Annotated in this window: 21 protein-coding genes; 16 read left to right on the top strand and 5 right to left on the bottom strand. The window is 33.2% G+C overall.

All coding sequences use genetic code 11. The features are described from left to right. The first annotated feature begins 114 nt into the window (after window positions 1-114). Window positions 115-1,662: a rhomboid family intramembrane serine protease gene (locus JM172_RS01460; protein ID WP_214480258.1), complete on the top strand. Its 1,548-nt coding sequence runs from the start codon at window positions 115-117 to the stop codon at window positions 1,660-1,662. Here the strand turns inward: JM172_RS01460 and JM172_RS01455 are convergent. Next, entirely contained in the window at window positions 1,634-2,515 is an 882-nt protein-coding gene (locus tag JM172_RS01455; protein ID WP_214480257.1) for a hypothetical protein, read from the bottom strand. The two genes, JM172_RS01460 and JM172_RS01455, sit on opposite strands and share 29 nt — an antisense overlap. A 418-nt stretch (window positions 2,516-2,933) precedes the next feature. On the opposite strand from JM172_RS01455, the gene JM172_RS01450 reads away from it, so the two are divergent. From JM172_RS01450 to JM172_RS01425, 6 genes are all read left to right on the top strand, one after another. Next, window positions 2,934-4,391, top strand: coding sequence for a spore germination protein (locus tag JM172_RS01450; RefSeq protein WP_483297233.1), 1,458 nt, complete (start codon window positions 2,934-2,936; stop codon window positions 4,389-4,391). Between the two features lie 218 nt (window positions 4,392-4,609). Then, window positions 4,610-4,810: a YqgQ family protein gene (locus tag JM172_RS01445; protein ID WP_214480255.1), complete on the top strand. Its 201-nt coding sequence runs from the start codon at window positions 4,610-4,612 to the stop codon at window positions 4,808-4,810. 91 nt (window positions 4,811-4,901) lie between these two features. After that, on the top strand, window positions 4,902-5,867 hold the full coding sequence (locus JM172_RS01440) for an ROK family glucokinase (RefSeq protein WP_214480446.1): 966 nt from the start codon (window positions 4,902-4,904) through the stop codon (window positions 5,865-5,867). An 887-nt stretch (window positions 5,868-6,754) separates the two neighbouring features. Then, window positions 6,755-8,647, top strand: coding sequence for an LTA synthase family protein (locus tag JM172_RS01435; RefSeq protein WP_214480254.1), 1,893 nt, complete (start codon window positions 6,755-6,757; stop codon window positions 8,645-8,647). A 413-nt stretch (window positions 8,648-9,060) separates the two neighbouring features. Next, entirely contained in the window at window positions 9,061-10,254 is a 1,194-nt protein-coding gene (locus tag JM172_RS01430; protein WP_214480253.1) for a M14 family metallopeptidase, read from the top strand. 75 nt (window positions 10,255-10,329) lie between these two features. Beyond that, window positions 10,330-11,463 carry a YqgU-like beta propeller domain-containing protein gene (locus JM172_RS01425; RefSeq protein WP_214480252.1) on the top strand — a complete coding sequence of 378 codons (1,134 nt, stop codon included), beginning with the start codon at window positions 10,330-10,332 and terminating at the stop codon, window positions 11,461-11,463. Between the two features lie 227 nt (window positions 11,464-11,690). On the opposite strand, the gene JM172_RS01420 is transcribed toward JM172_RS01425, so the two are convergent. Continuing rightward, window positions 11,691-11,867 carry a DUF2759 domain-containing protein gene (locus JM172_RS01420; RefSeq protein WP_214480445.1) on the bottom strand — a complete coding sequence of 59 codons (177 nt, stop codon included), beginning with the start codon at window positions 11,865-11,867 and terminating at the stop codon, window positions 11,691-11,693. An 87-nt stretch (window positions 11,868-11,954) separates the two neighbouring features. Further along, window positions 11,955-12,437 carry a hypothetical protein gene (locus JM172_RS01415; RefSeq protein WP_214480251.1) on the bottom strand — a complete coding sequence of 161 codons (483 nt, stop codon included), beginning with the start codon at window positions 12,435-12,437 and terminating at the stop codon, window positions 11,955-11,957. 101 nt (window positions 12,438-12,538) lie between these two features. On the opposite strand from JM172_RS01415, the gene JM172_RS01410 reads away from it, so the two are divergent. Then, window positions 12,539-13,174, top strand: a complete 636-nt coding sequence (locus JM172_RS01410; protein WP_214480444.1) for an MBL fold metallo-hydrolase — start codon at window positions 12,539-12,541, stop codon at window positions 13,172-13,174. Between the two features lie 13 nt (window positions 13,175-13,187). Then, on the top strand, window positions 13,188-14,306 hold the full coding sequence (locus JM172_RS01405; RefSeq protein ID WP_214480443.1) for a class I SAM-dependent methyltransferase: 1,119 nt from the start codon (window positions 13,188-13,190) through the stop codon (window positions 14,304-14,306). A 145-nt stretch (window positions 14,307-14,451) separates the two neighbouring features. Here JM172_RS01405 and JM172_RS01400 read toward each other — a convergent pair whose 3' ends face one another. Together JM172_RS01400 and JM172_RS01395 are read right to left on the bottom strand one after the other, a co-directional pair. Further along, window positions 14,452-14,694: a DUF2626 domain-containing protein gene (locus JM172_RS01400; RefSeq protein WP_214480250.1), complete on the bottom strand. Its 243-nt coding sequence runs from the start codon at window positions 14,692-14,694 to the stop codon at window positions 14,452-14,454. Between the two features lie 85 nt (window positions 14,695-14,779). After that, the gene (locus JM172_RS01395) at window positions 14,780-15,481 is read right to left on the bottom strand and encodes a helix-turn-helix transcriptional regulator (RefSeq protein WP_214480249.1); all 702 of its coding nucleotides are present in this window, start codon (window positions 15,479-15,481) and stop codon (window positions 14,780-14,782) included. A 357-nt stretch (window positions 15,482-15,838) separates the two neighbouring features. Between JM172_RS01395 and comGA the strand changes: the two genes are divergently transcribed. The 7 genes from comGA to comGG are packed head-to-tail and all read left to right on the top strand — an operon-like array spanning window position 15,839 to window position 19,832. Continuing rightward, window positions 15,839-16,912: a competence type IV pilus ATPase ComGA gene (gene comGA / locus JM172_RS01390; RefSeq protein WP_214480248.1), complete on the top strand. Its 1,074-nt coding sequence runs from the start codon at window positions 15,839-15,841 to the stop codon at window positions 16,910-16,912. Next, a complete protein-coding gene (comGB, locus tag JM172_RS01385) occupies window positions 16,896-17,930 on the top strand; it encodes a competence type IV pilus assembly protein ComGB (RefSeq protein WP_214480247.1) in 1,035 nt (344 codons plus the stop codon). Before comGA ends, comGB begins: the two co-directional genes overlap by 17 nt. A gap of 25 nt (window positions 17,931-17,955) precedes the next feature. Further along, complete coding sequence (gene comGC, locus JM172_RS01380) at window positions 17,956-18,261, top strand: competence type IV pilus major pilin ComGC (protein ID WP_214480246.1); 306 nt, start codon at window positions 17,956-17,958, stop codon at window positions 18,259-18,261. After that, entirely contained in the window at window positions 18,251-18,694 is a 444-nt protein-coding gene (comGD, locus tag JM172_RS01375) for a competence type IV pilus minor pilin ComGD (protein WP_214480442.1), read from the top strand. The genes comGC and comGD overlap by 11 nt, the downstream gene beginning before the upstream one ends. After that, entirely contained in the window at window positions 18,678-19,010 is a 333-nt protein-coding gene (comGE, locus tag JM172_RS01370) for a competence type IV pilus minor pilin ComGE (RefSeq protein WP_352222631.1), read from the top strand. Before comGD ends, comGE begins: the two co-directional genes overlap by 17 nt. Beyond that, entirely contained in the window at window positions 18,989-19,459 is a 471-nt protein-coding gene (gene comGF / locus JM172_RS01365) for a competence type IV pilus minor pilin ComGF (protein WP_214480244.1), read from the top strand. Before comGE ends, comGF begins: the two co-directional genes overlap by 22 nt. Then, entirely contained in the window at window positions 19,446-19,832 is a 387-nt protein-coding gene (comGG, locus tag JM172_RS24660; RefSeq protein ID WP_214480243.1) for a competence type IV pilus minor pilin ComGG, read from the top strand. Before comGF ends, comGG begins: the two co-directional genes overlap by 14 nt. Window positions 19,833-19,854: the final 22 nt, after the last annotated feature.

Here is a 19,854-nt window from a genome sequence, read left to right as displayed (position 1 = left end):
TGTATACGAGTTTTGTTGTTAGTGTGGGATTAACAATAATCTATGCGAAAACAGCCTATTAGAAAGATTACTTTAGTGACTAATATTCAAACAATTCAGAGGGGAGATTACCAATTGAATTCTAAGCAAGACGTTTTGTACTGGGGGATCATCAATCAATTAGTAGTTCAAGAAAATTATAGGATCCTAACTGTCTCAAATGACCACCAAGAAATTTGGCTGGAGCCGACGACAAGAAAGAAAAAGAGAGTAATCAGAATATTGAGACATGACCTTGATTGGAGTAATTGGCTCGAGCGTGACATGCAAGTAGTTCTACAAAAAGTCGATAGCTTACGTAGAAAAACGATTAGAAGAGGTTTAGAAGTTGTAAATTTGTACATATCAACTTTCCCCCCTGTTGATGACTGGGAATTTCGAACTAAAGAGCCCCTAGTTGCTGGCAAGAATAGTGAAACGAAAGTACATTCATTTGTTATTCATTCAGAGAATATTCAACAGGGATTAAGTGATATATCACATTTACTGCAATTTCATCCACGTGTTGACACGGATAAGATTTTAACAGAGCCATTATTGTTAGAAAATCTAAAAAAAGAAGTATTTACAGTTGCACAACAAAAGGTCAAAACAGAGCAACAATTGTTTCAGTATGGGAAACCAAGATGGACATATATTTTTATTATGATTCAATTAGGAATGTTTTTTTTATTGGAATTTAGTGGTGGGAGTCAAAGTTCTCAAGTATTAATGAAGTTTGGGGCAAAATACAATCCATCAATTCTGGCAGGTGAGTGGTGGAGATTTTTTACTCCAATATTCTTACATATTGGCTTCTTACATTTGCTTATGAATACCGTAGCATTATTTTATTTAGGATCCGCAGTTGAAAAAATATTTGGTAGCACAAGATTTTTTATCATTTATATGTTTGCTGGTTTTTCAGGAACTTTGCTAAGCTTTGCCTTAAGTTCCTCACTATCAGCAGGAGCATCCGGGGCGATCTTTGGATGCTTTGGTGCTTTGTTATTTTTTGGAGTTATACACCCTAACTTATTTTTTAGAACAATGGGTATGAATATACTTATAGTGATCGGCATCAATTTATTATTTGGGTTTAGCATACCATCAATTGATAATGCAGGACATATAGGAGGGCTTATAGGTGGTTTCTTGGCGGCAAGTATTGTCCATTTACCTAAACATAAGCACATAGTGAAGCAGACGATATTCTTATTAACTACTGTGATTTTCGTCTCTGTGTTTGCCTATTTAGGTTTTTCTTACCCTAAATTTGATCCTGCTGTATCCCTGTCAGTTGCCCAAGAGTATATAGACAAGGAGGATTACGAAGCGGCTTATGATTTATTGCGAAATACATCACAAGACCATCAATATGAGGCAGACCAACTATTTTTATTATCTTATATAGAAATAAAACAAGGTAACTTTGATTTAGCTAAACAAAACCTACTAACAGTAATTGATATAGAACCGTTATATGATGAGGCTTATTTTAATTTAGCATTGATTTATACACATGAAGGTAACTATGAACAAGCTTTAGAGTTGTCGGAAGATGCATTAGATATAAAACCAAATAATAAAGATTATAAAGAACTATATACACAACTTATGAATTCGAAGGAATCTGTTGAATAAGTTTTACAGCTTCACCATCTCTTGTTTCAATTAAAATAATCAGATGAGTATAATCTTTACTAAGTAGAATAAGAGGTATGGTACTACCAACTGGCTCTATAATAGTACCATCCTTTTTTTTAATGCCCAGGAAATAATTTTTGTATAACCCCTCCCATAAATTACCCAGGATTTGTTGTGACTTTTCAGCATTATTATTAATGAATGGTTTGTCATTAAATAGTACAATGTCTGAAAGAGGAATTTGTATATAATTTTTCAATGGTAATTGAAAATGATCTACTAAACGCTTCCAACTATACTGTAATTGCTGTTTTACAGCATGATCTAAAACATACTTCCACTCCTTTTGTTCCTTATTTTCCGCTATTCGAAATGATTGCAGGGGGGCAAATAAAGAATTAATTACGTACAGCTCGTCAAAACTCATTTGTTGGCTACTTTTAATGTTCAAATCATCATTATGTAATTCAGCATGATGGTAGGAGATTGTCACAAAGTATCTGCTTTCATCCGCTTGGATTTTTTTGTATTGGGCAATTTTCTCACTGTAATCCTCCCACTCTGAGAGAGTATCTAATAATCTCCCATTCGCATACAGCAAAGAAATATCTTGTCTTAAATACGCTTCTCTATCTAAAACTGAGGTGACATCCCATTCAATGATATATTTATTATTCTTTGGTTTATCCAATAGCGTAAGTGTGCTGTCTGTATGAGTAAACGTTACATCAGGATCTATAGGGAAGTAAATGATGCTTTCTTGTGTAGTGTCATGTTGTACAAAAACGAACAGTATTGCTGTGAAAATTGAAAAAAGAGCTAAAATGATAAAAAACGATCGTCTCTTCATACTAACCCTCCGTAGCATAGGAAAGATGTTAACTAGCTAGCTAACTCATATTTTAGGACTTACTCTATGCGAAAACATCGTTGCAATTGTTACCAACTTAGAACATTCAGAAATAGATTTTATTAGATGGTCATCGATGAAAGATGCATGGATACTACAAACGATAACTGGATTTATGTTTGGTACTTAGTAAGAAAAACAACAAATAATACGAAAATTGCTACTTTCTTAGTACATCTTTATACACTATAAAACTACCTATTTGATAAATAGTTGTAGATAACCATTAACAGGTATTTTATAAATATGTATGAATCAACTTGTACAAATATCCACTAATAGATCATTCAAAGGTATTTTTTTTTGAAATAGAGTCAATGATGGTGGAAGAAGTTTGTTTGGTGGTGATGAGATGGATATGAGAACTAAAGTAACACCTGTTTCAGAAAACATAGCTGAAAATATACAATTTTTACGCAAGGAATTGGGTGTTGAGAAGAGCTTTGATGTTATTCATTTAGACGTTGAATATGCTAAAAGAGATATGGCCTTATTTTTAATTGATGGATTTGCTAAAGATGATATACTCCATTATTTGATGAAAATCTTATCCGAGTTAACAGAAGAACAACTTGAAAAAGATGTATTGCAAAAGCTTCTAAAAACTTATATTCCTTATGTGGAGGTTGAAAAGACAGATAATTTAGAGACTGTAGTAGATGCTGTGTTGGCAGGGCCTACAGCATTAGTCGTTGATGGTATTGAACATGTCATTATCATTGATGCGAGAACATATCCTGTCAGGGGTCCAGAGGAACCAGATATTGAACGTGTTGTTCGAGGTGCAAGGGATGGTTACGTTGAAACAATAGTCTTTAATACTGCATTAACAAGGAGACGAATACGTGACCGAACATTACGTATGGAGTATATGCAAGTTGGTAGACGGTCAAAAACAGATATATGTATTTGTTATTTAGAGGATATCGCGGACACAGGACTAGTAGAAGATATAAAGCAGTCATTAAATAAAATAGATACAGATGGTATACCTATGGCAGAAAAAACAATTGAGGAATTTATTTCAGGTAGACATTGGAACCCTTATCCGTTAGTTAGATACACGGAAAGACCTGACACCGCAGCAGCTCATATTTATGAAGGACATGTCATTATTATTGTCGATGGTTCTCCTAGCGTAATAATTACGCCTACAACATTTTGGCATCACTTACAGCATGCAGAGGAATATCGAAATAAACCAATTGTAGGAGCGTATTTGCGTCTTGTGCGTTTTGTAGCAATTTGGGCATCGCTCTTTCTTTTACCATTGTGGTATTTATTTGCAAGCCATCCTGAATTATTACCAGAAGGACTGGAATATTTAGCTCCAAAGGATGTAGGAGAAATTCCGTTATTATTACAGATTGTGCTAATAGAAATAGGTATGGATATGTTAAGGATGGCATCTATACATACTCCATCTTCATTAGCAACTGCGCTAGGCTTAGTTGCAGCTATTTTAATTGGTCAGGTTGCAATCGAAGTGGGTATATTTATTAATGAAGTTGTTCTTTATTTTGCTGTTGTAGCTGTTGGAACTTTCGCCACACCTAGCTATGAAATGAGTATGGCAAATAGGTTAATAAGAATTGCAATCTTATTATTTACTGCCACTTTTGGTCTAGCAGGCTTTGTTATTAGTATTACGATATGGCTAGTGATGCTAGCACGTATGAAATCATTCCACACACCTTATTTGTGGCCATTTTTACCTTTCTCTTATCGAGCTTTCAGAGATGTATTAGTTCGTGCGCCGATACCATTGAAAAACAGGAGACCTACAATTTTACATCCAAAAGATCCAGATCGCTAGTAAAATGGTTAAATAATGTGGGTATGGAGCAAATCATGGGGAATTATTCCACATATTTGAAAATCCCACTCGAACTAAAGAATTAATTTGTCGTGAGTGTCATCTTTGGCACTCATTTTTTGTTATTTGTTATTCAGCTTGACGAACTAAGCTATTTCTTTATAAAGTAAGTGATGTACAAGTGATTTGAAATAGTCTGACGTTAGGAGATAATTATTATGAGGACATTGTATGACGTTCAACAATTATTAAAAAAATATGGTACAATAATATACATTGGTGATAGAATTGCCGATCTTGAATTAATGGAATCTGAATTAAAAGAGCTATATCAATCACAGCTTGTAGATGTAAAGGACTACCAGATGGCACTACTGTTACTTCGTCAAGAAGTTCAACGTTTGAAAGACGGGGCATAAAACGTATAAAGCAATTATTTTTTATACATTTAAAGAAAGTTCTTGTAGTATCGATTGATAAACTTATTTAATAAAAGGAATGAAAGATAGAATGGATAATAAATGGTATGTTGGCGTAGATATTGGAGGAACAACAGTAAAGTTAGCCTTTGTTGATAATGAAGGGAATATTATTGAAAAATGGGAAATTGCTACAGATATTTCTGACAATGGAGAACATATAGTAAACCATATAGCGCAGGCTATAGATAATAAACTAGCACAGCTACAAAAATCTCGAAAAGATTTAATTGGAATTGGTGTAGGTGCTCCTGGTCCAGTAAATACAGCAACAGGTGTTGTATACGTAGCTGGAAATTTAGGCTGGGAAAATTATTCTCTAAAAAGTCACTTGGAAGCGATAACAGACCTTCCCGTTATTGTCGATAATGATGCAAATAATGCTGCTGCTGGTGAAATGTGGAAGGGAGCAGGAGGAGGAGCTGAAGACTTAATTTGTGTTACGTTAGGAACTGGAGTTGGAGGAGGTATTATTGCTAATGGTGAACTCGTCCACGGTATAAATGGTGCAGGTGGAGAAATTGGTCATATTACTTCTGTACTAGAAAATGGTGCTTTATGTAGCTGTGGAAAAAAAGGGTGTATTGAAACAATTGCTTCTGCAACTGGAATCGTTCGCGTAGCTAAGGAAAAACTTCAACAAACAACCGTTCCTAGTAAATTAAGAGAGTTTTCAGAACAGCAAGGACAAATTTCAGCAAAACTAGTTTTTGATACGGCAAAAGAAGGAGATCAATTGGCACTTGAAGTAATTGATTATATGGCCTTTCATCTAGGATTTGTTTTAGCTAGTTTAGCAAATGGTTTAAACCCTAAAAAAATAATTATTGGCGGCGGTGTATCACACGCAGGCGCAATTTTAGTGGATAAAGTAACTGAACAATTCAATCAATTTCTTTTTCCAAGGGTAGCACAAGGTGTATCTATTTCTTTAGCTACTTTAGGAAATGATGCCGGGGTAATTGGAGCTGCATGGTTAGTAAAAAAGAATGTATAAACAATAGGGGAAAACGCAAAGGTTGACACATAGTCAACCTTTTTTTGTTTCTCCTTTATTACATTGATTGATGCTTTACAAACTGAAAATTGAACCTAGTATCTTAGTGCTCATAGCACCTTTTTTACAAAACGGTTGAGTAAAACGACTTTTTTTCACCTAGAAAGGAGTCCATTGTTTTCATTTATGTGACAACATTGTAAGGAAAATGACATCTATAACGATAGAAGATGTAATACAAGTATATTACACTCATTATAGCTAGTTGAATGTCGATGTGTTAGATATACCCATTGACAAGAAGAGTAAGACAAAGTATTGTATATTCTGTACTATAACTGTTAGTACACATTTAACTTTCTTTAAAGGATTAGAGTTACAGTTCATTTATATTCAGTTGAATTTGCATTTCTTACTAACATTGATTTCTCGTTAACTTGTCATGTTTATTATACTTAGGCTATTTTTTATAACCTTTGTTAACTGTTAAGTAGAAGGATGTTATGTTTTTAGATTTGACCGTTGATAAGAACAGCTACCACGAACGCTTTTATGTCATTGTATGGCTACACACAAGTTAGCGCAGCAACAGCGTAAATAGCGCAACATAAAAGCTGTCGAAAGATGGTTCATCTAGGTTGTGTTATTATTGGAACAATTCTGAATATAAAAGTACATGAAACTTTTTGTTAGTTCATTCGTCTAATTATAGTAACCGGTGAATAAGATAAAAAGATTATTTTAACAGTAGATAGTTAATTTTAATTTGCATTTTAGTAAAAAAAGTATTAAGATAACCATTAGTTGTTTTTGTTAATAGCCTATAAATGTAAAAAAATACAAAAAATTTTCCATTAGATATGCAATGATCTAGGGAGGAATTCAGTATGAAAAAATCATCATTGTCAAAAATGTCTATAATTCTTATAGCAACAGTTTTATTATGGATTAAGACATATATTGTCTATAAAACTAGTTTTGATATTAAAATTGAATCTTGGAAGCAAGAATTTATTCTTTTTATAAACCCATTAAGCTTTTTACTCATTGTATTTGGTATAGCACTGTTTATTAAAGAAAAAAGACGTAATCGATATATTCTTATTACGAGTTTTATTGTTTCTTTTATCCTGTTCGCAAATGTAATGTATTATCGAGAGTTTACAGATTTTATTACGATACCTTTACTCTTTCAAGCTAATAATCTAGCAGATTTAGGTAATAGTATCTTTGAGTTATTACATGTGACTGACATTTTTATGTTTGTAGATGTGCTCATCTTATATTTCATTATGCGTAAAAACAATATACGTACATCACTAACAACTTTTACAAACAGAGAACGTAGGGCATATTTTTTAATGGTCGCAGCAGTTGTATTTTTTAACTTAGGTCTTGCAGAAACAGAACGTCCTCAGTTGTTAACACGTACATTTGATCGTGAAATGCTTGTGAAAAATATCGGGTCGTACAATTATCACATATATGATCTTGTGTTAACGTCAAAAACAAAAGCACAAAGAGCATTTGCAGACAGCAGTGAATTTGTTGAAATTGAGAACTATTTAAATGCAAATTACACAGAGCCAAATGAAGACTTTTTTGGCATAGCAAAGGATCGCAATGTCATTATGGTTTCAATGGAATCTTTGCAAAGCTTTGTGATTAACGAAACAATTAATGGCGAGGAAATTACACCATTTTTAAATGATTTAATTGAAGAAAGCTATTACTTTGATAATTTTTACCATCAGACAGGTCAAGGGAAAACATCTGATGGAGAATTTTTAGTTGAAAACTCGTTATATCCTTTAGGTAGAGGAGCTGTTTTCTTCACGAATGCTGAAAACGAGTTCCGTGCAACACCAGAGATTTTAAAAGAAGAAGAAGATTATTATTCCGCAGTTTTTCATGCAAATAATAAAAGCTTTTGGAATCGTGATGTTATTTATCCTAACCTTGGATATGACCGTTACTTTTCATTAGTAGATTACGATGTGAACGAAGAAAATTCAATTGGTTGGGGATTGAAAGATATTGAGTTTTTTGATCAATCTGTTGAGAAGCTTAAAACATTACCTCAACCGTTTTATACAAAATTTATTACGTTAACAAATCATTTCCCATTTGAGCTAGATGAAGAAGATAAAATGGTAGATGAATTTACGTCAAACAGTCGTACACTTAATCGTTATTTCCCAACGGTAAGATATATGGATGAATCATTGAAAAGCTTTGTTGAACAATTAAAGCAAGAAGGTTTATATGAAAATTCTATTCTCGTGTTTTATGGTGATCATTATGGTATTTCAGAAAACCATAATAAAGCAATGGGTGAGTTTTTAGAGAAGGACATCACACCGTTAGATGTCGTACAATTACAAAAGGTTCCATTCATTATTCATATACCGGGTGTGACTGATAAAAATCCAGAAATGATTTCTAAAGTAACAGGTCAACTTGACGTGAAGCCAACACTTCTGCATTTATTAGGTGTCGATACGAAGGATGATGTGCACTTCGGATCTGATATTTTCTCAGAAGATAAACTAGATTTTATTGTGCTTAGAGATGGAAGCTTTATTACTGAAGATTATATATATACAAAATCTACATGCTATGATAAAGAGACAGGCGAAGAGACGGATGGTTCTAAGTGTGAGCCTTATGAAGAAAAAGCGAAGCAGGAGCTAGAGTACTCTGATAACATTGTCTACGGGGATTTATTAAGGTTTTACGATGGAACATCTTATAATGAAAATTTAACAGAAGAAAAATAGTAATGAGCTTATTAAACACCGAATGAAATACTAAACGCTATGGCCATATGAAGTTGGTCATAGCGTTTTTATTCATGTTTTACTATTGATACTCATATTGTTGTATTAGGCTGTTTTCACATTCGTTATAGCTTCCCTTACTACAATTATCACGTATAACTAGTTCTTATGGCATTTTTTCTTCTATAAACAATGACATTCCCATAAAAGCTTTTCTCAATAAACGAATGTAGTTCAACACGATAACAAGTTTAAAAAAGGCTATTTCCACACTAATAAATAAACACGGACACGTTTATAATATATCTTTTCATGATAGTCACATAAAACTTCTTTTCACTGTGGTAATTTCGTATAAACACAAAATGTACGAAAAGAGCCTTGTAGTAACAAGATATAAGGAGGAATTACTATTGAAAGTTATAGTAAGAAAAGGTGATACACTATGGTATTTCAGCCAATTATTTCAGATTCCTCTGCAACTTATCATTGATTCCAATCCACATAAGAAGCCTAATATTTTGTCTATTGGAGATGAGGTGAAAATACCAGGCTTTACTTTAAGACCATATACAATTAAACCAGGGGACATGTATTGGAATATTGCGCATAGGTTTAATTTAGCAACCGATGCCTTATTACTCGTAAATCAGCACGTAAATCCAAATAAGTTAAATATTGGCCAACAAATTTATATTCCTATTTTCATTTCAAATGGTGTCATCCATACTAATACCTTATACGATTATCAAGCATTGGTTAGAGATATTAATAAACTATGTAAGGCATACCCATTTATTAAATTAAATGAAGCTGGGAAATCAGTATTAAATTCAAACATACCCGAACTTATCATTGGCAGAGGTCCAAAAAAAGTTCATTGGAACGGTTCTTTTCATGCGAATGAATGGATAACAACAGCTATAATTATGCAATTTTTAAATGAGTATCTGTTATCACTCACAAATAGTGGGTACATTCGTGGAATTTTAACACAGAAGTTATATGATTCAGTTATGCTGTCAGTTGTCCCAATGGTAAATCCTGATGGTGTCAATCTTGTCATTAACGGCACACCAAACCAAATGCCTTATAAAACTGAAGTAGTTCAAATAAATAACGGAAGTATGAATTTTTCTGATTGGAAAGCAAATATTAGAGGTGTTGACCTTAATAATCAATATCCAGCAAATTGGGAAATTGAAAAAGAACGTAAAAAGCCAAAGGCACCAGCTCCTCGAGATTATCCTGGTGATGCCCCATTAACAGAACCTGAAGCAATAGCAATGGAAAAACTAACAGAAATCCGCAATTTTGACAGAGTGCTAGCATTCCATACACAAGGAGAAGAGATTTATTGGGGATATGAAGGTTATGAGCCTCCATACTCAGAAGCAATTGTAAAAGAATTCGTTAGGGCGAGTGGATATAAAGCGGTACGGTACGTTGATAGCCACGCAGGCTACAAAGATTGGTTTATCCAAGAGTGGAGAAGATCAGGTTTTACTATAGAGCTTGGAAGAGGAATAAATCCATTGCCGTTATCTCAGTTTGATGAAATTTATAATAAAACGGTTGGAATCTTTCTAGCTTCTATGTATATGTGATTTTTAGGTTTTTCTTGAAATGAAACCATTCACGCATCATAATCGTATATACAAGTAGGTGAGGTGAACGATAATATGCGTTGGTTTTGGTTTGTTTTTTCTTTAATCATAGTTGTAACAGTGGTTACTGGTTGTTTTATAAATAATGGTACAAAAACGATAGATAAACAACCTTCATTAAGATTTGTAAATGATCTAACTAAAGGGAAAATAGACCAGTTGTATACACCCAATTCAGCAATTCAACCAATTGATGTTGATGAACGCAGTATTCAAACGGTTGGGGATTGGTACGATGATACGACGATATTGTATATTACTAACGAGAATGAAGGTTCTACTGTGTATAAGCACAATATCTACTCAGGGAAAAAGGAACAACTATATAAGAGTAGCTCAGAAATTTCAACAATAAAAGGGAACCATAATCAAAGTTATTTCTTGCTACATACTTTACCGACTACGTATGAGGCAGAGCTTGTTATTGTTGATAAGGAAGGGAAAGAGGTATTCAAGTGGGCTACAGGTTCTTACGAATTAAACTATGAATGGAACCCTTATAATCCTGAGCTATTATATGTAACGACTTTTTTTGCTGATTGGTCCTTTGAAACTTATTTGTTAAATGTTTCTAAACAGAGTGTTCAAGAAAATACAATAGATATACCATTTATTCAATGGGCTGGAATTGAAGAAGTTACATATTTAAAGTGGAACCAAGATGAACCATCTTACTCGGCACCTTTATATGAACAAAACCTACAAACGAAACAAGGGCGGCATTTGATAGAGGACGTTTCGATGTATGCCACTACAAATAATCTCTTAATGACAATTACAACAGATGGTGACAGCATTGCTTATTATTCCTTTTATCAAGTTAGTCCTATTAACAAAATGACCCAAATGGAAATTCCGCTGTTAGCTCTTTATTCACAATGGTTTTTCCCTTATTTTGACTTTATTGAAAGTAAGGATGAATTTATCACGTTTGCTCCATACGGTAGTGGTAATTATGATAGCTATCACGATGATTTTGAGTTAATTACCTATTCCGTACTAACTGGTGAAAAAAAATCAATCTTGTCAAATATAGCAAATCTACCGATTAATATGTCGCCAAATGGTGAGCTTTGTTTGTATGGATACTATAATGAAAAAATTATTAATCTTAATGACAAAAATATCTATGAACTTGTTCAGCTATAATAAGTTTTCTGCGAGTAATTTCTTTTATATAAAGGCTGTTTTGGCATAAATTATTGTTTTTCGTAATAATAAAATACACATGTATTCAACTAGATTTCGTGTCATATTTTCTTCTATAGCCCGATACCTTTATCTTCTAATTAGGGACTATAGCAACAAAGTTTACGTGAAAAATAAAAAACCATCGATTTACTTGATCGATGGTTTAATTATTTTGTTAGCTCTTTTTAGTGGGCAACTGCAGGGTAGCCATGATTAATAACAGTCATCACAGTAAAGAAACCAAATACAGCGACTGTTCCAAAAGCAAAAAAGAATCCTAGGAAATTTTTGTTTTTAAGTGAGCTAACAACTCCAATTGCTGCCAAAATTGTAACTAACCCAAATATGAAGACAAGTCCCATCTGTACCATCTTTGTGCCTCCTTTAGATCTTATTAGCTTATATGTAAAGGCTCAAAACATTCCTATTATATTTTAATCGTTTTCATCTTATTTGTCGAGATGAAAAAATGACACTTCTATGTCATAAGCTTTAGCGATACCACATATTAACTCGATGTGTTGTTTATCAACAAAATATATGATCTTCTGGCCATCCTCGATTGCAACCACAAACTCATTTATTTCTATTAATGCCATTTCAATTTGTTGTGGTTTACCACTTTTCACTGTGAAGGGTGAAACCATATCATTGTATATATAGTATTTACCTTTTTCAGATATAAATCCATAATCAGTAAAAATAGTAGTTGGTATTATTTTTTCTGCATGATATAAAAAGTACTCTTCTATATCATAATCATATGTTAATAAATATTCTTTTGCTAATATAGCATCTTCTGAATCAGAAAAAAGTAACAGCTGTTGATCAAAATCAAAAGTGGTAATGTTACTTATTCTTGCTGTTATTTCTAATAAATGAGTAGAGTCATCTACTTCTTCCGGCATTTCTACTCCATAATATGTGATCAATTTCTACACTCCTTAAAAGTCAACCTTATTTCGATCTTTCTGAGCATCTTTAATTAGTGTAAAATAAGATTAGAATGACTGCAATGGAGGAATACAAAATGATGAATTGGGAGCAAATTCCGCTAGGTCCCTTACAAACAAATGCTTACATCCTTAGAAATGAACAAAATGAGTGTATTATCTTTGATCCAGGAAGTGAAGGAGATTCCTTTAATGAATTATTAACAAGAAAATCTCTGCAGCCTTTAGCAATTGTTCTTACCCATGCACATTTTGATCATATAGGTGCTGTTGAAGATGTAAGAAAAAAGTGGGGTGTCCCTGTTTATATCCATAAAGCTGAACAAGATTGGCTTACAAATGCTTCATTGAATGGTTCAGCATTTTTTTCATTAGGCGCTGTTGTTTGTGATAGACCTGCTGACGTAATCATTGACAAGGAACAACAACTAACGATCGGATCATTTCATTTTACTGTTTTTGAAACACCAGGGCATTCGCCTGGAAGTTTATCATTTTATTGTGAAAGTATTAAGACGGTTTTTTCTGGTGATACACTCTTTGCGGGTAGTATAGGGCGTACTGATTTACCTGGTGGAGACCATCAGCAATTACTGGATAGCATTCATGCAAAATTATTATCTCTTCCTGAAGATACGATAGTGCTACCTGGTCATGGACCTGAAACGACAATAGAAATTGAAATGAGTAGCAATCCTTTTTTAAACGGGTTTTAATACTATGGTGAATATGAACACTATTATTAAAGATGCGATTAGTTCAAGTCCAAACAAGATGATTTCTTTTGCACAATTTATGGAATTAGCATTGTATCATCCTAATTATGGCTATTATATGCGAGAACAAACTAAGATCGGTAAGAAAGGTGATTTTATTACGAGTAGTAATATTTCGAATGTTTTTGCTGTCTTGTTTACTAATATATTTATTGATTTAGTAGAACAGCAAAAAGTGTCCCCAACAATTGTTGAAATTGGTGGAGGCAGTGGTCGATTTGCAAAATTGGTACTAGAAGAATGGAAAGAAAGATCTCCCCAGACGTATGAGCAACTTACATATATATTGATTGAAACTAGTCCATATCATCGTGAGCTGCAAAGGCAGCTGCTCATAAATGAACAAGATAAAGTGATTCAGTTTGAACATCTTCAACAGTTCTGTGAAAATCACCCTTTTTATCAGGGGATTGTTTTTACGAATGAATTATTCGATGCTTTTCCAGTTGAAGTAATTGAAAAACGTAATGAGGAATTACATGAGGTTATGGTGACACTAAATGATGACAACGAAATCGAAGAATACTTCGTACCGCTTTCAAATAAAGAAATTATCAAATATTTAGAAGAACAGAACATTGAATTAACTAATGGTCAACGCTTTGAAATTCCGTTGCAGATGAAAAGTTTTATCCACCAGCTTAGTAGCAATCTAGAACAAGCGGTTGTATATACTGTGGATTATGGCTATACACATAAAGAATGGCAACATCCTGCTCATATGAGAGGAAGTCTTAGAGGATACCACCGTCATCAGCTCATTAATAATCCTCTATTAAACCCAGGAAATATGGACATCACGTCACACGTTCATCTTGATGCCGTTAAATATTACTACCGTAAGGCTGGATTTACCGAAGTCGCTATGTTGAGGCAGGATCAATTCCTGCTTGAGGCTGGTATATTACAATATTTACAAGACAATAATGATACGAATCCTTTTTCTGAAGTTAGCAAAAGAAATCGTGCGATAAGAAGTTTAATTTTAGATGGCGGGATAAGTTCATATTTTCACGTCATCATGATGCAAAAAAACATGGATATAGCTTGGGAAAAAAACGATATGTGTTAAAATGTTAAAAATTATAGGTATACTTCTACACTGGGTTGTATCTTTAGTATGTGGAAGTATTCTAAAATCTTAAATGAAAAAGTTCGTTATAATCAAAACAAAAAGCGATGGAAAACCATCGCTTTTTGTTCTTGATTATAATCTCTTAATGTCCTGCGCCAGGTACCATAAAGAATGTAGTATAGTATGTGAAGCCCGCGAAAAAAATTGTTAAGTAAGCACCAAATATATAAAGATACATGCGCTCAGTTAGTTTTAAATAACCTAAAATAATAAAGAAGGCCGTTTGAGCGAAGAAAAGCAATGCTACTTCATCCATGTGACCAATATAAAACATAACAGCAAATATACCTGTCCAAAACCCTAATACACGAAACATACGATCCATATGTATAAGTCCCTCCTTTATCCCCTTATATTCCACTTACATATTATAATGTACAATTCAGGCGATTGTAAACATAAGATTGATACTAGTTTGTGACTTTGACTTGATATGAACAAGAGTCACAGCCGTGAATAATATTATCTTTTTCGATTAGTTTTACATTATTGAATAATACTTCGAACATTCCATGTAAAAAAGCATAATGCATGCCACAAATAGCGTCAGTATGTTTATCAGCTAGTTCTTTAAATGGACAATTGAAGATTTGGAAAAAGATGATCGTTTTATCTTCATTATGCTCAAATTCAGGGTGAAAACCTAAAGTAGTAGCAGAATCTTTTAGTATTTTCAACTTATGTTCGAATGACAGTGCTGTAGTTTGTGTGTCATTTGGGTGAAGCTGTGAATCGATTATTTCTTGACCGAATGCTTTCCCTGTATCAAATAATGCTTCTTTTCCAGCCTCACCTAGTTTCATCATTGATTGTATGGCTACTTTTGCTAATAATTGATAATCGCGAAATGGGAAAAAAAGTTGTACCACATCATCAGATAAACGATATAAACGGCTTGGTCTACCACCTTTTCCCGTCTTCTTTGCCTCTGAAACAAGCATGTTAACATCTTCTAACTTAGACAAGTGGAGACGTGCGACATTCGGATGAATTTTAAACTCATCAGCAATTTCTTGAACTGTTACCTCGCTATGTCTTTTAGTTATATATTGATAGATGTAATAACGAGTAGGATCAGATAATACATTCGTAATTTTTAAAGTTTGTTCCATACAATTCACTCCTAACAATGGAATCTTAATTCCATTATAATACAGGCGTATATACATTTAAATGTTATTTACGTGGTAAACATTAGTTGTTCTAAATTGTTCACAATTTGTTGATTATTTTTATTATTGACAAATCAAGCTTATTTATTTACGTTGATTGTGGAGTGAACAAGATAGCTATTTATCGTTCAACTTCTAAAGGTGAAGCTCTTCTCTTGTTGATGCTTACATAATAAGCTAAGGTGGAGCATCCGATAGTTAAATTTACATCTTAATTTTATAAGGAAAAAAAGAAGGGAAATGGAGATTTATGTAGAAATATGTTTATGAACCAATATAAAAAGGAGGTCGATACATTTGCCAGCGATTGAACGAATTGGTGATCGCTTATTAACTGAAGCCCAACACTTGGGAGTATCTGATATTCACTTTATGCCTCGAAAGAAAGATGCTCTAATTCAATTTCGGCTAGACAACGAACTAACAGCAAAGGAAATGATAAGTAAATCAACTTGTGAACGATTAATAGCACATTATAAATTTCTTGCAGGAATGGACATTGGTGAAAGACGAAGGCCGCAAAATGGTGCATTATCAATGATTATTAATAGCAAAAGCCTTCAACTTCGGCTATCAACCTTACCTACGATTAATAATGAAAGCCTCGTTATTCGATTATTACCTTCAGATTCATTTTATCCACTCAACTTTTTAACCCTTTTCCCTAATACGACAAAAAAACTAATTTCTTTACTAAAGCATGCTCATGGGTTAATCATTTTTACAGGTCCAACTGGATCGGGGAAAACAACCACATTATATTCTTTACTTCATTCATCCCAACACCTAATAAATCGGAACATTATTACGCTTGAAGATCCAATTGAAAAAAGGAGTGATAAAGTCATCCAAGTACAGGTGAATGAAAAGGCAGGTATCACATACTCAAATGGTCTAAAGGCGATACTACGACATGATCCTGATGTAATTATGGTTGGAGAGATTCGAGACGCAGAAACTGCCAAAATTGCTGTCCGAGCATCACTTACAGGACATCTAGTGTTAACCACTATGCATACAAGAGAAGCGAAAGGCGCCATTTATAGGCTGTTAGAATTCGGTGTTCCATTACAAGACATATCTCAAACTCTAATTGCAATTACCGCTCAAAGGTTAGTGAACATTAAATGTCCATTTTGTACTGGGGAGTGTTCGAGATATTGTAAAACGTTACGCACATATAGGAGAACGAGTATTAGTGAGTTTGTGTACGGGAAAGTATTAACAAAAATGATTGATGAAGCTAAGGGAGATTCAGTAGACTATAGTTATAAAAAAATGAAAGATATCATTAGTAAAGCAATAGCTCTTGGATTTATCTCTACTAAAGAATTCGATAAATGGGTATACAAAGATGAAATCGAAAAATAAATGGAATTTGAAACAACAAGCCCAATTTTGTCGAAGGTTAGGTGAGTTGCTAGAGAAAGGGTATACGTTATCTCAAGGTATTGAGTTCCTCACTTTACAATTGTCAAAATCACAACAAGAAGATTTACAATATTGCATAGGAAAGATGAAAGAAGGTTACTTACTTCACGAGGTATTAGAGCATTTATCCTTTCATAGGGACTTACTGAGCTATTTATACTTTTCTGAGCAACAAGGTGAATTAGCAAAAGCATTGCTCGAAGGCAGTTCAATTATAGCCAAAAAAGACGCATATTATAAAAAGTTTATTAAGGTTATTCGTTACCCTGTGTTTCTAATCGTCGTAGTGTCGTTATTATTTGTGGCAGTGCAACAAGTATTATTGAATCAATTTGACCAATTAAATCAATCAATGAAATTAACAAAAACTACTTTCTCAACAATACTGCATAATGTGTACGCAATTACACCTTATATTTTTTTAACTGGATTGTGTGGCCTTATCTTATCGTTAGCGTTTTATTTTACCTTCTTCAAGAAACAATCTCCTATTTTACAAATGAATATCATTTGTAAGATACCGTTCCTTCATTCATCAGTAGCACAAATAAACTCCCAATATTTTTCTTTTCAATTAAGTACTTTACTTAGTGGTGGCCTATCCATTAATGAAGCACTGTTAATTTTTGAGCAGCAGTATCATTTAGCATTTTTTCAGATAGAAGCAGCTCGTATTCGTCAGCAGCTAACTTCAGGGGAATGCTTAGAGGCAATTATTAAATCCAGACCCTATTTTGAGAAAGAATTAGCCTTAGTTATTTCTCACGGACAATCCAATGGAAACCTTGCAAATGAATTGTATCATTATAGTCAATATACATTACTAAGAATCGAAGAAAAAGTGATGTCGTTTTTAAATGTTTTACAACCAGCTCTTTTTATAAGTGTAGGTATGATCGTTGTGTTCATTTATTTAGCTATCATGATTCCAATGTTTCAGCTAGTTAAAGCTTTATAGTATGTGTGAAAGAGAGGAGATAATGATGGATGAAAGAGGTTTTACGTTAATCGAGATGTTAATTGTCCTTATGGTAATTTCAGTGCTATTAATTATAACAATACCTAATATTACTAAACATAGTAAAGTGATAAACGAAAAAGGGTGTGATGCATTAATGAATATGGTACAAGCTCAGGTGAAAGCTTATGAGATTGAACATGAAACGATTCCGACAATAACTGAACTTTTAGAAGAAGGATATATTACGACAAATACGTGCCCAGGTGGAAATGTTATAGAAGTGGGTATCGATGGTAGTGTGAAGGAAGGTGATGTGACTGAAGAATGACAATGAGCGGGGTTATACATTAATAGAAGTAATAATTGTATTAGCTATTGTCTCTATTATGGCTTCCGTTTCAGTTCTACAAATTAATCCTGTTATTGAAAAAAGAAAGATGACACATTTTTTTGCCCAATTAGAAAATGATATTTTTTACGCTCAAATTTATGCATTGAGCAATGACAAAAGCATAACACTTCTTTTCTCAAATCAGCATTCAACATATTATGTTCTTTCTAATGGTATGAGCTCTCCTATCATGCAACGCTCATTTGACAAAAGTTTAATCATTGAAAAAGGAACATTAGGGTTAAGTATATCTTTTCGTAATAATGGTGCTATAAGGAAAGCAGGCACATTAATTGTAAATCATCGTAATAAGAAATATAAAGTTGTTTTTTTGCTTGGAAAGGGAAGGTTTTATGTTCAAGAATTGTAATGGCTTTTCTATGATTGAACTATTAATATCCTTAAGTATATGGCTCCTTCTGCTCCTCATATTATTACCTCCGCTAACTCATATTGTTCAGGAACGAAAAAATATTCAGTTGATCAATACTGCTAATCACATTGTATCGAATAGACTTCAAATTTATCATACAGAATCGTATTTTATAGATGAGCAAATTGAGGTTAGCAATTATAAGTTCACAGTTGCTTGGGAAGACGCGAATGAATTATTAGCTAAAGTATGTGTATCGTATACAGATTTTCGAAAGGAAGAAAAGAAAAGGTGTGGTTATACAAACAAATAATTCGAACTGCTAAAGGTTTTACGCTCATTGAGGTTTTGTTATCACTAGCTATTTTTTTATTAATTGTTGCATTTTTACCTACTATGATATCTATTATTCATCCAAATTATTACAATGATGATCAAATCAATAAGCAAGAATGGGAATTATTTTTACAACAAGCGCGTATTGAATTGAGAGAAGCAATTGCTATCAATGTCAATTCCAATACATTATATTTAACGACTAGTCAGCAAAAAATGATTTCCTATGAACAGTACAAGACTATACTTAGGCGTAGGGTAGATGAGACAGGCCATGAAGTGTTAATACAAAACATTTCCTCTGTCATCTTTCGTCCTGTTACAGAAGGTATTATTATCCAAGTTATCGATCTTAGTGGTGAATTATACGAAGAGCGAATTTCTTCAATGGTAACTCTGGAGGTGCCTTGCCGTGAAAAAGAATAATGAACATGGTTTTATTTTTCCAGTTACGTTAGTTATGAGCCTGTTATTTTTTTTAGTGCTACTTCATCAAATAGAAATGTATGTAGTAGAAAAAAACTTTTATCATGAAATAGAACAACTTTATATACTAGAAAACATTATGCAAATGGCTACTACAGATATTTTAAAGGACATTCATGACAATGCTCACCCTATTCGAAATAAAATATACACATATCCAAATGGACAAGCAATGTACTCAACAGAACAAATTGAGGAAGGTATGCTTAAAATATCGATTGAATGTAAAACAATACAAAAACGTCTTTACAATGCCTTCTTTATTTATGAATTAGAAGAGGGTAGAATAATAAAATGGGTAGAAAACCGTTAGTGAACTCGTACAAAAAATTCAA

The sequence above is a fragment of the Bacillus sp. SM2101 genome (assembly GCF_018588585.1).
In the GTDB taxonomy this organism is placed as follows: Bacteria; Bacillota; Bacilli; order Bacillales; family SM2101; genus Nanhaiella; species Nanhaiella sioensis.
Note: the sequence above shows the minus strand (reverse complement) of the source record. Positions and strands in the feature narration are given on the sequence as shown.

Coding starts and splice junctions, on each gene's coding strand:
- JM172_RS01455 (WP_214480257.1), bottom strand. CDS start 2,515: ATGAAGAGACGATCGTTTTTTATCATTTTAGCTCTTTTTTCAATTTTC.
- JM172_RS01450 (WP_483297233.1), top strand. CDS start 2,934: ATGAGAACTAAAGTAACACCTGTTTCAGAAAACATAGCTGAAAATATA.
- JM172_RS01445 (WP_214480255.1), top strand. CDS start 4,610: ATGAGGACATTGTATGACGTTCAACAATTATTAAAAAAATATGGTACA.
- JM172_RS01440 (WP_214480446.1), top strand. CDS start 4,902: ATGGATAATAAATGGTATGTTGGCGTAGATATTGGAGGAACAACAGTA.
- JM172_RS01435 (WP_214480254.1), top strand. CDS start 6,755: ATGAAAAAATCATCATTGTCAAAAATGTCTATAATTCTTATAGCAACA.
- JM172_RS01425 (WP_214480252.1), top strand. CDS start 10,330: ATGCGTTGGTTTTGGTTTGTTTTTTCTTTAATCATAGTTGTAACAGTG.
- JM172_RS01420 (WP_214480445.1), bottom strand. CDS start 11,867: ATGGGACTTGTCTTCATATTTGGGTTAGTTACAATTTTGGCAGCAATT.
- JM172_RS01410 (WP_214480444.1), top strand. CDS start 12,539: ATGAATTGGGAGCAAATTCCGCTAGGTCCCTTACAAACAAATGCTTAC.
- JM172_RS01405 (WP_214480443.1), top strand. CDS start 13,188: ATGAACACTATTATTAAAGATGCGATTAGTTCAAGTCCAAACAAGATG.
- JM172_RS01400 (WP_214480250.1), bottom strand. CDS start 14,694: ATGGATCGTATGTTTCGTGTATTAGGGTTTTGGACAGGTATATTTGCT.
- JM172_RS01395 (WP_214480249.1), bottom strand. CDS start 15,481: ATGGAACAAACTTTAAAAATTACGAATGTATTATCTGATCCTACTCGT.
- comGB (WP_214480247.1), top strand. CDS start 16,896: ATGAAATCGAAAAATAAATGGAATTTGAAACAACAAGCCCAATTTTGT.
- comGC (WP_214480246.1), top strand. CDS start 17,956: ATGGATGAAAGAGGTTTTACGTTAATCGAGATGTTAATTGTCCTTATG.
- comGE (WP_352222631.1), top strand. CDS start 18,678: ATGTTCAAGAATTGTAATGGCTTTTCTATGATTGAACTATTAATATCC.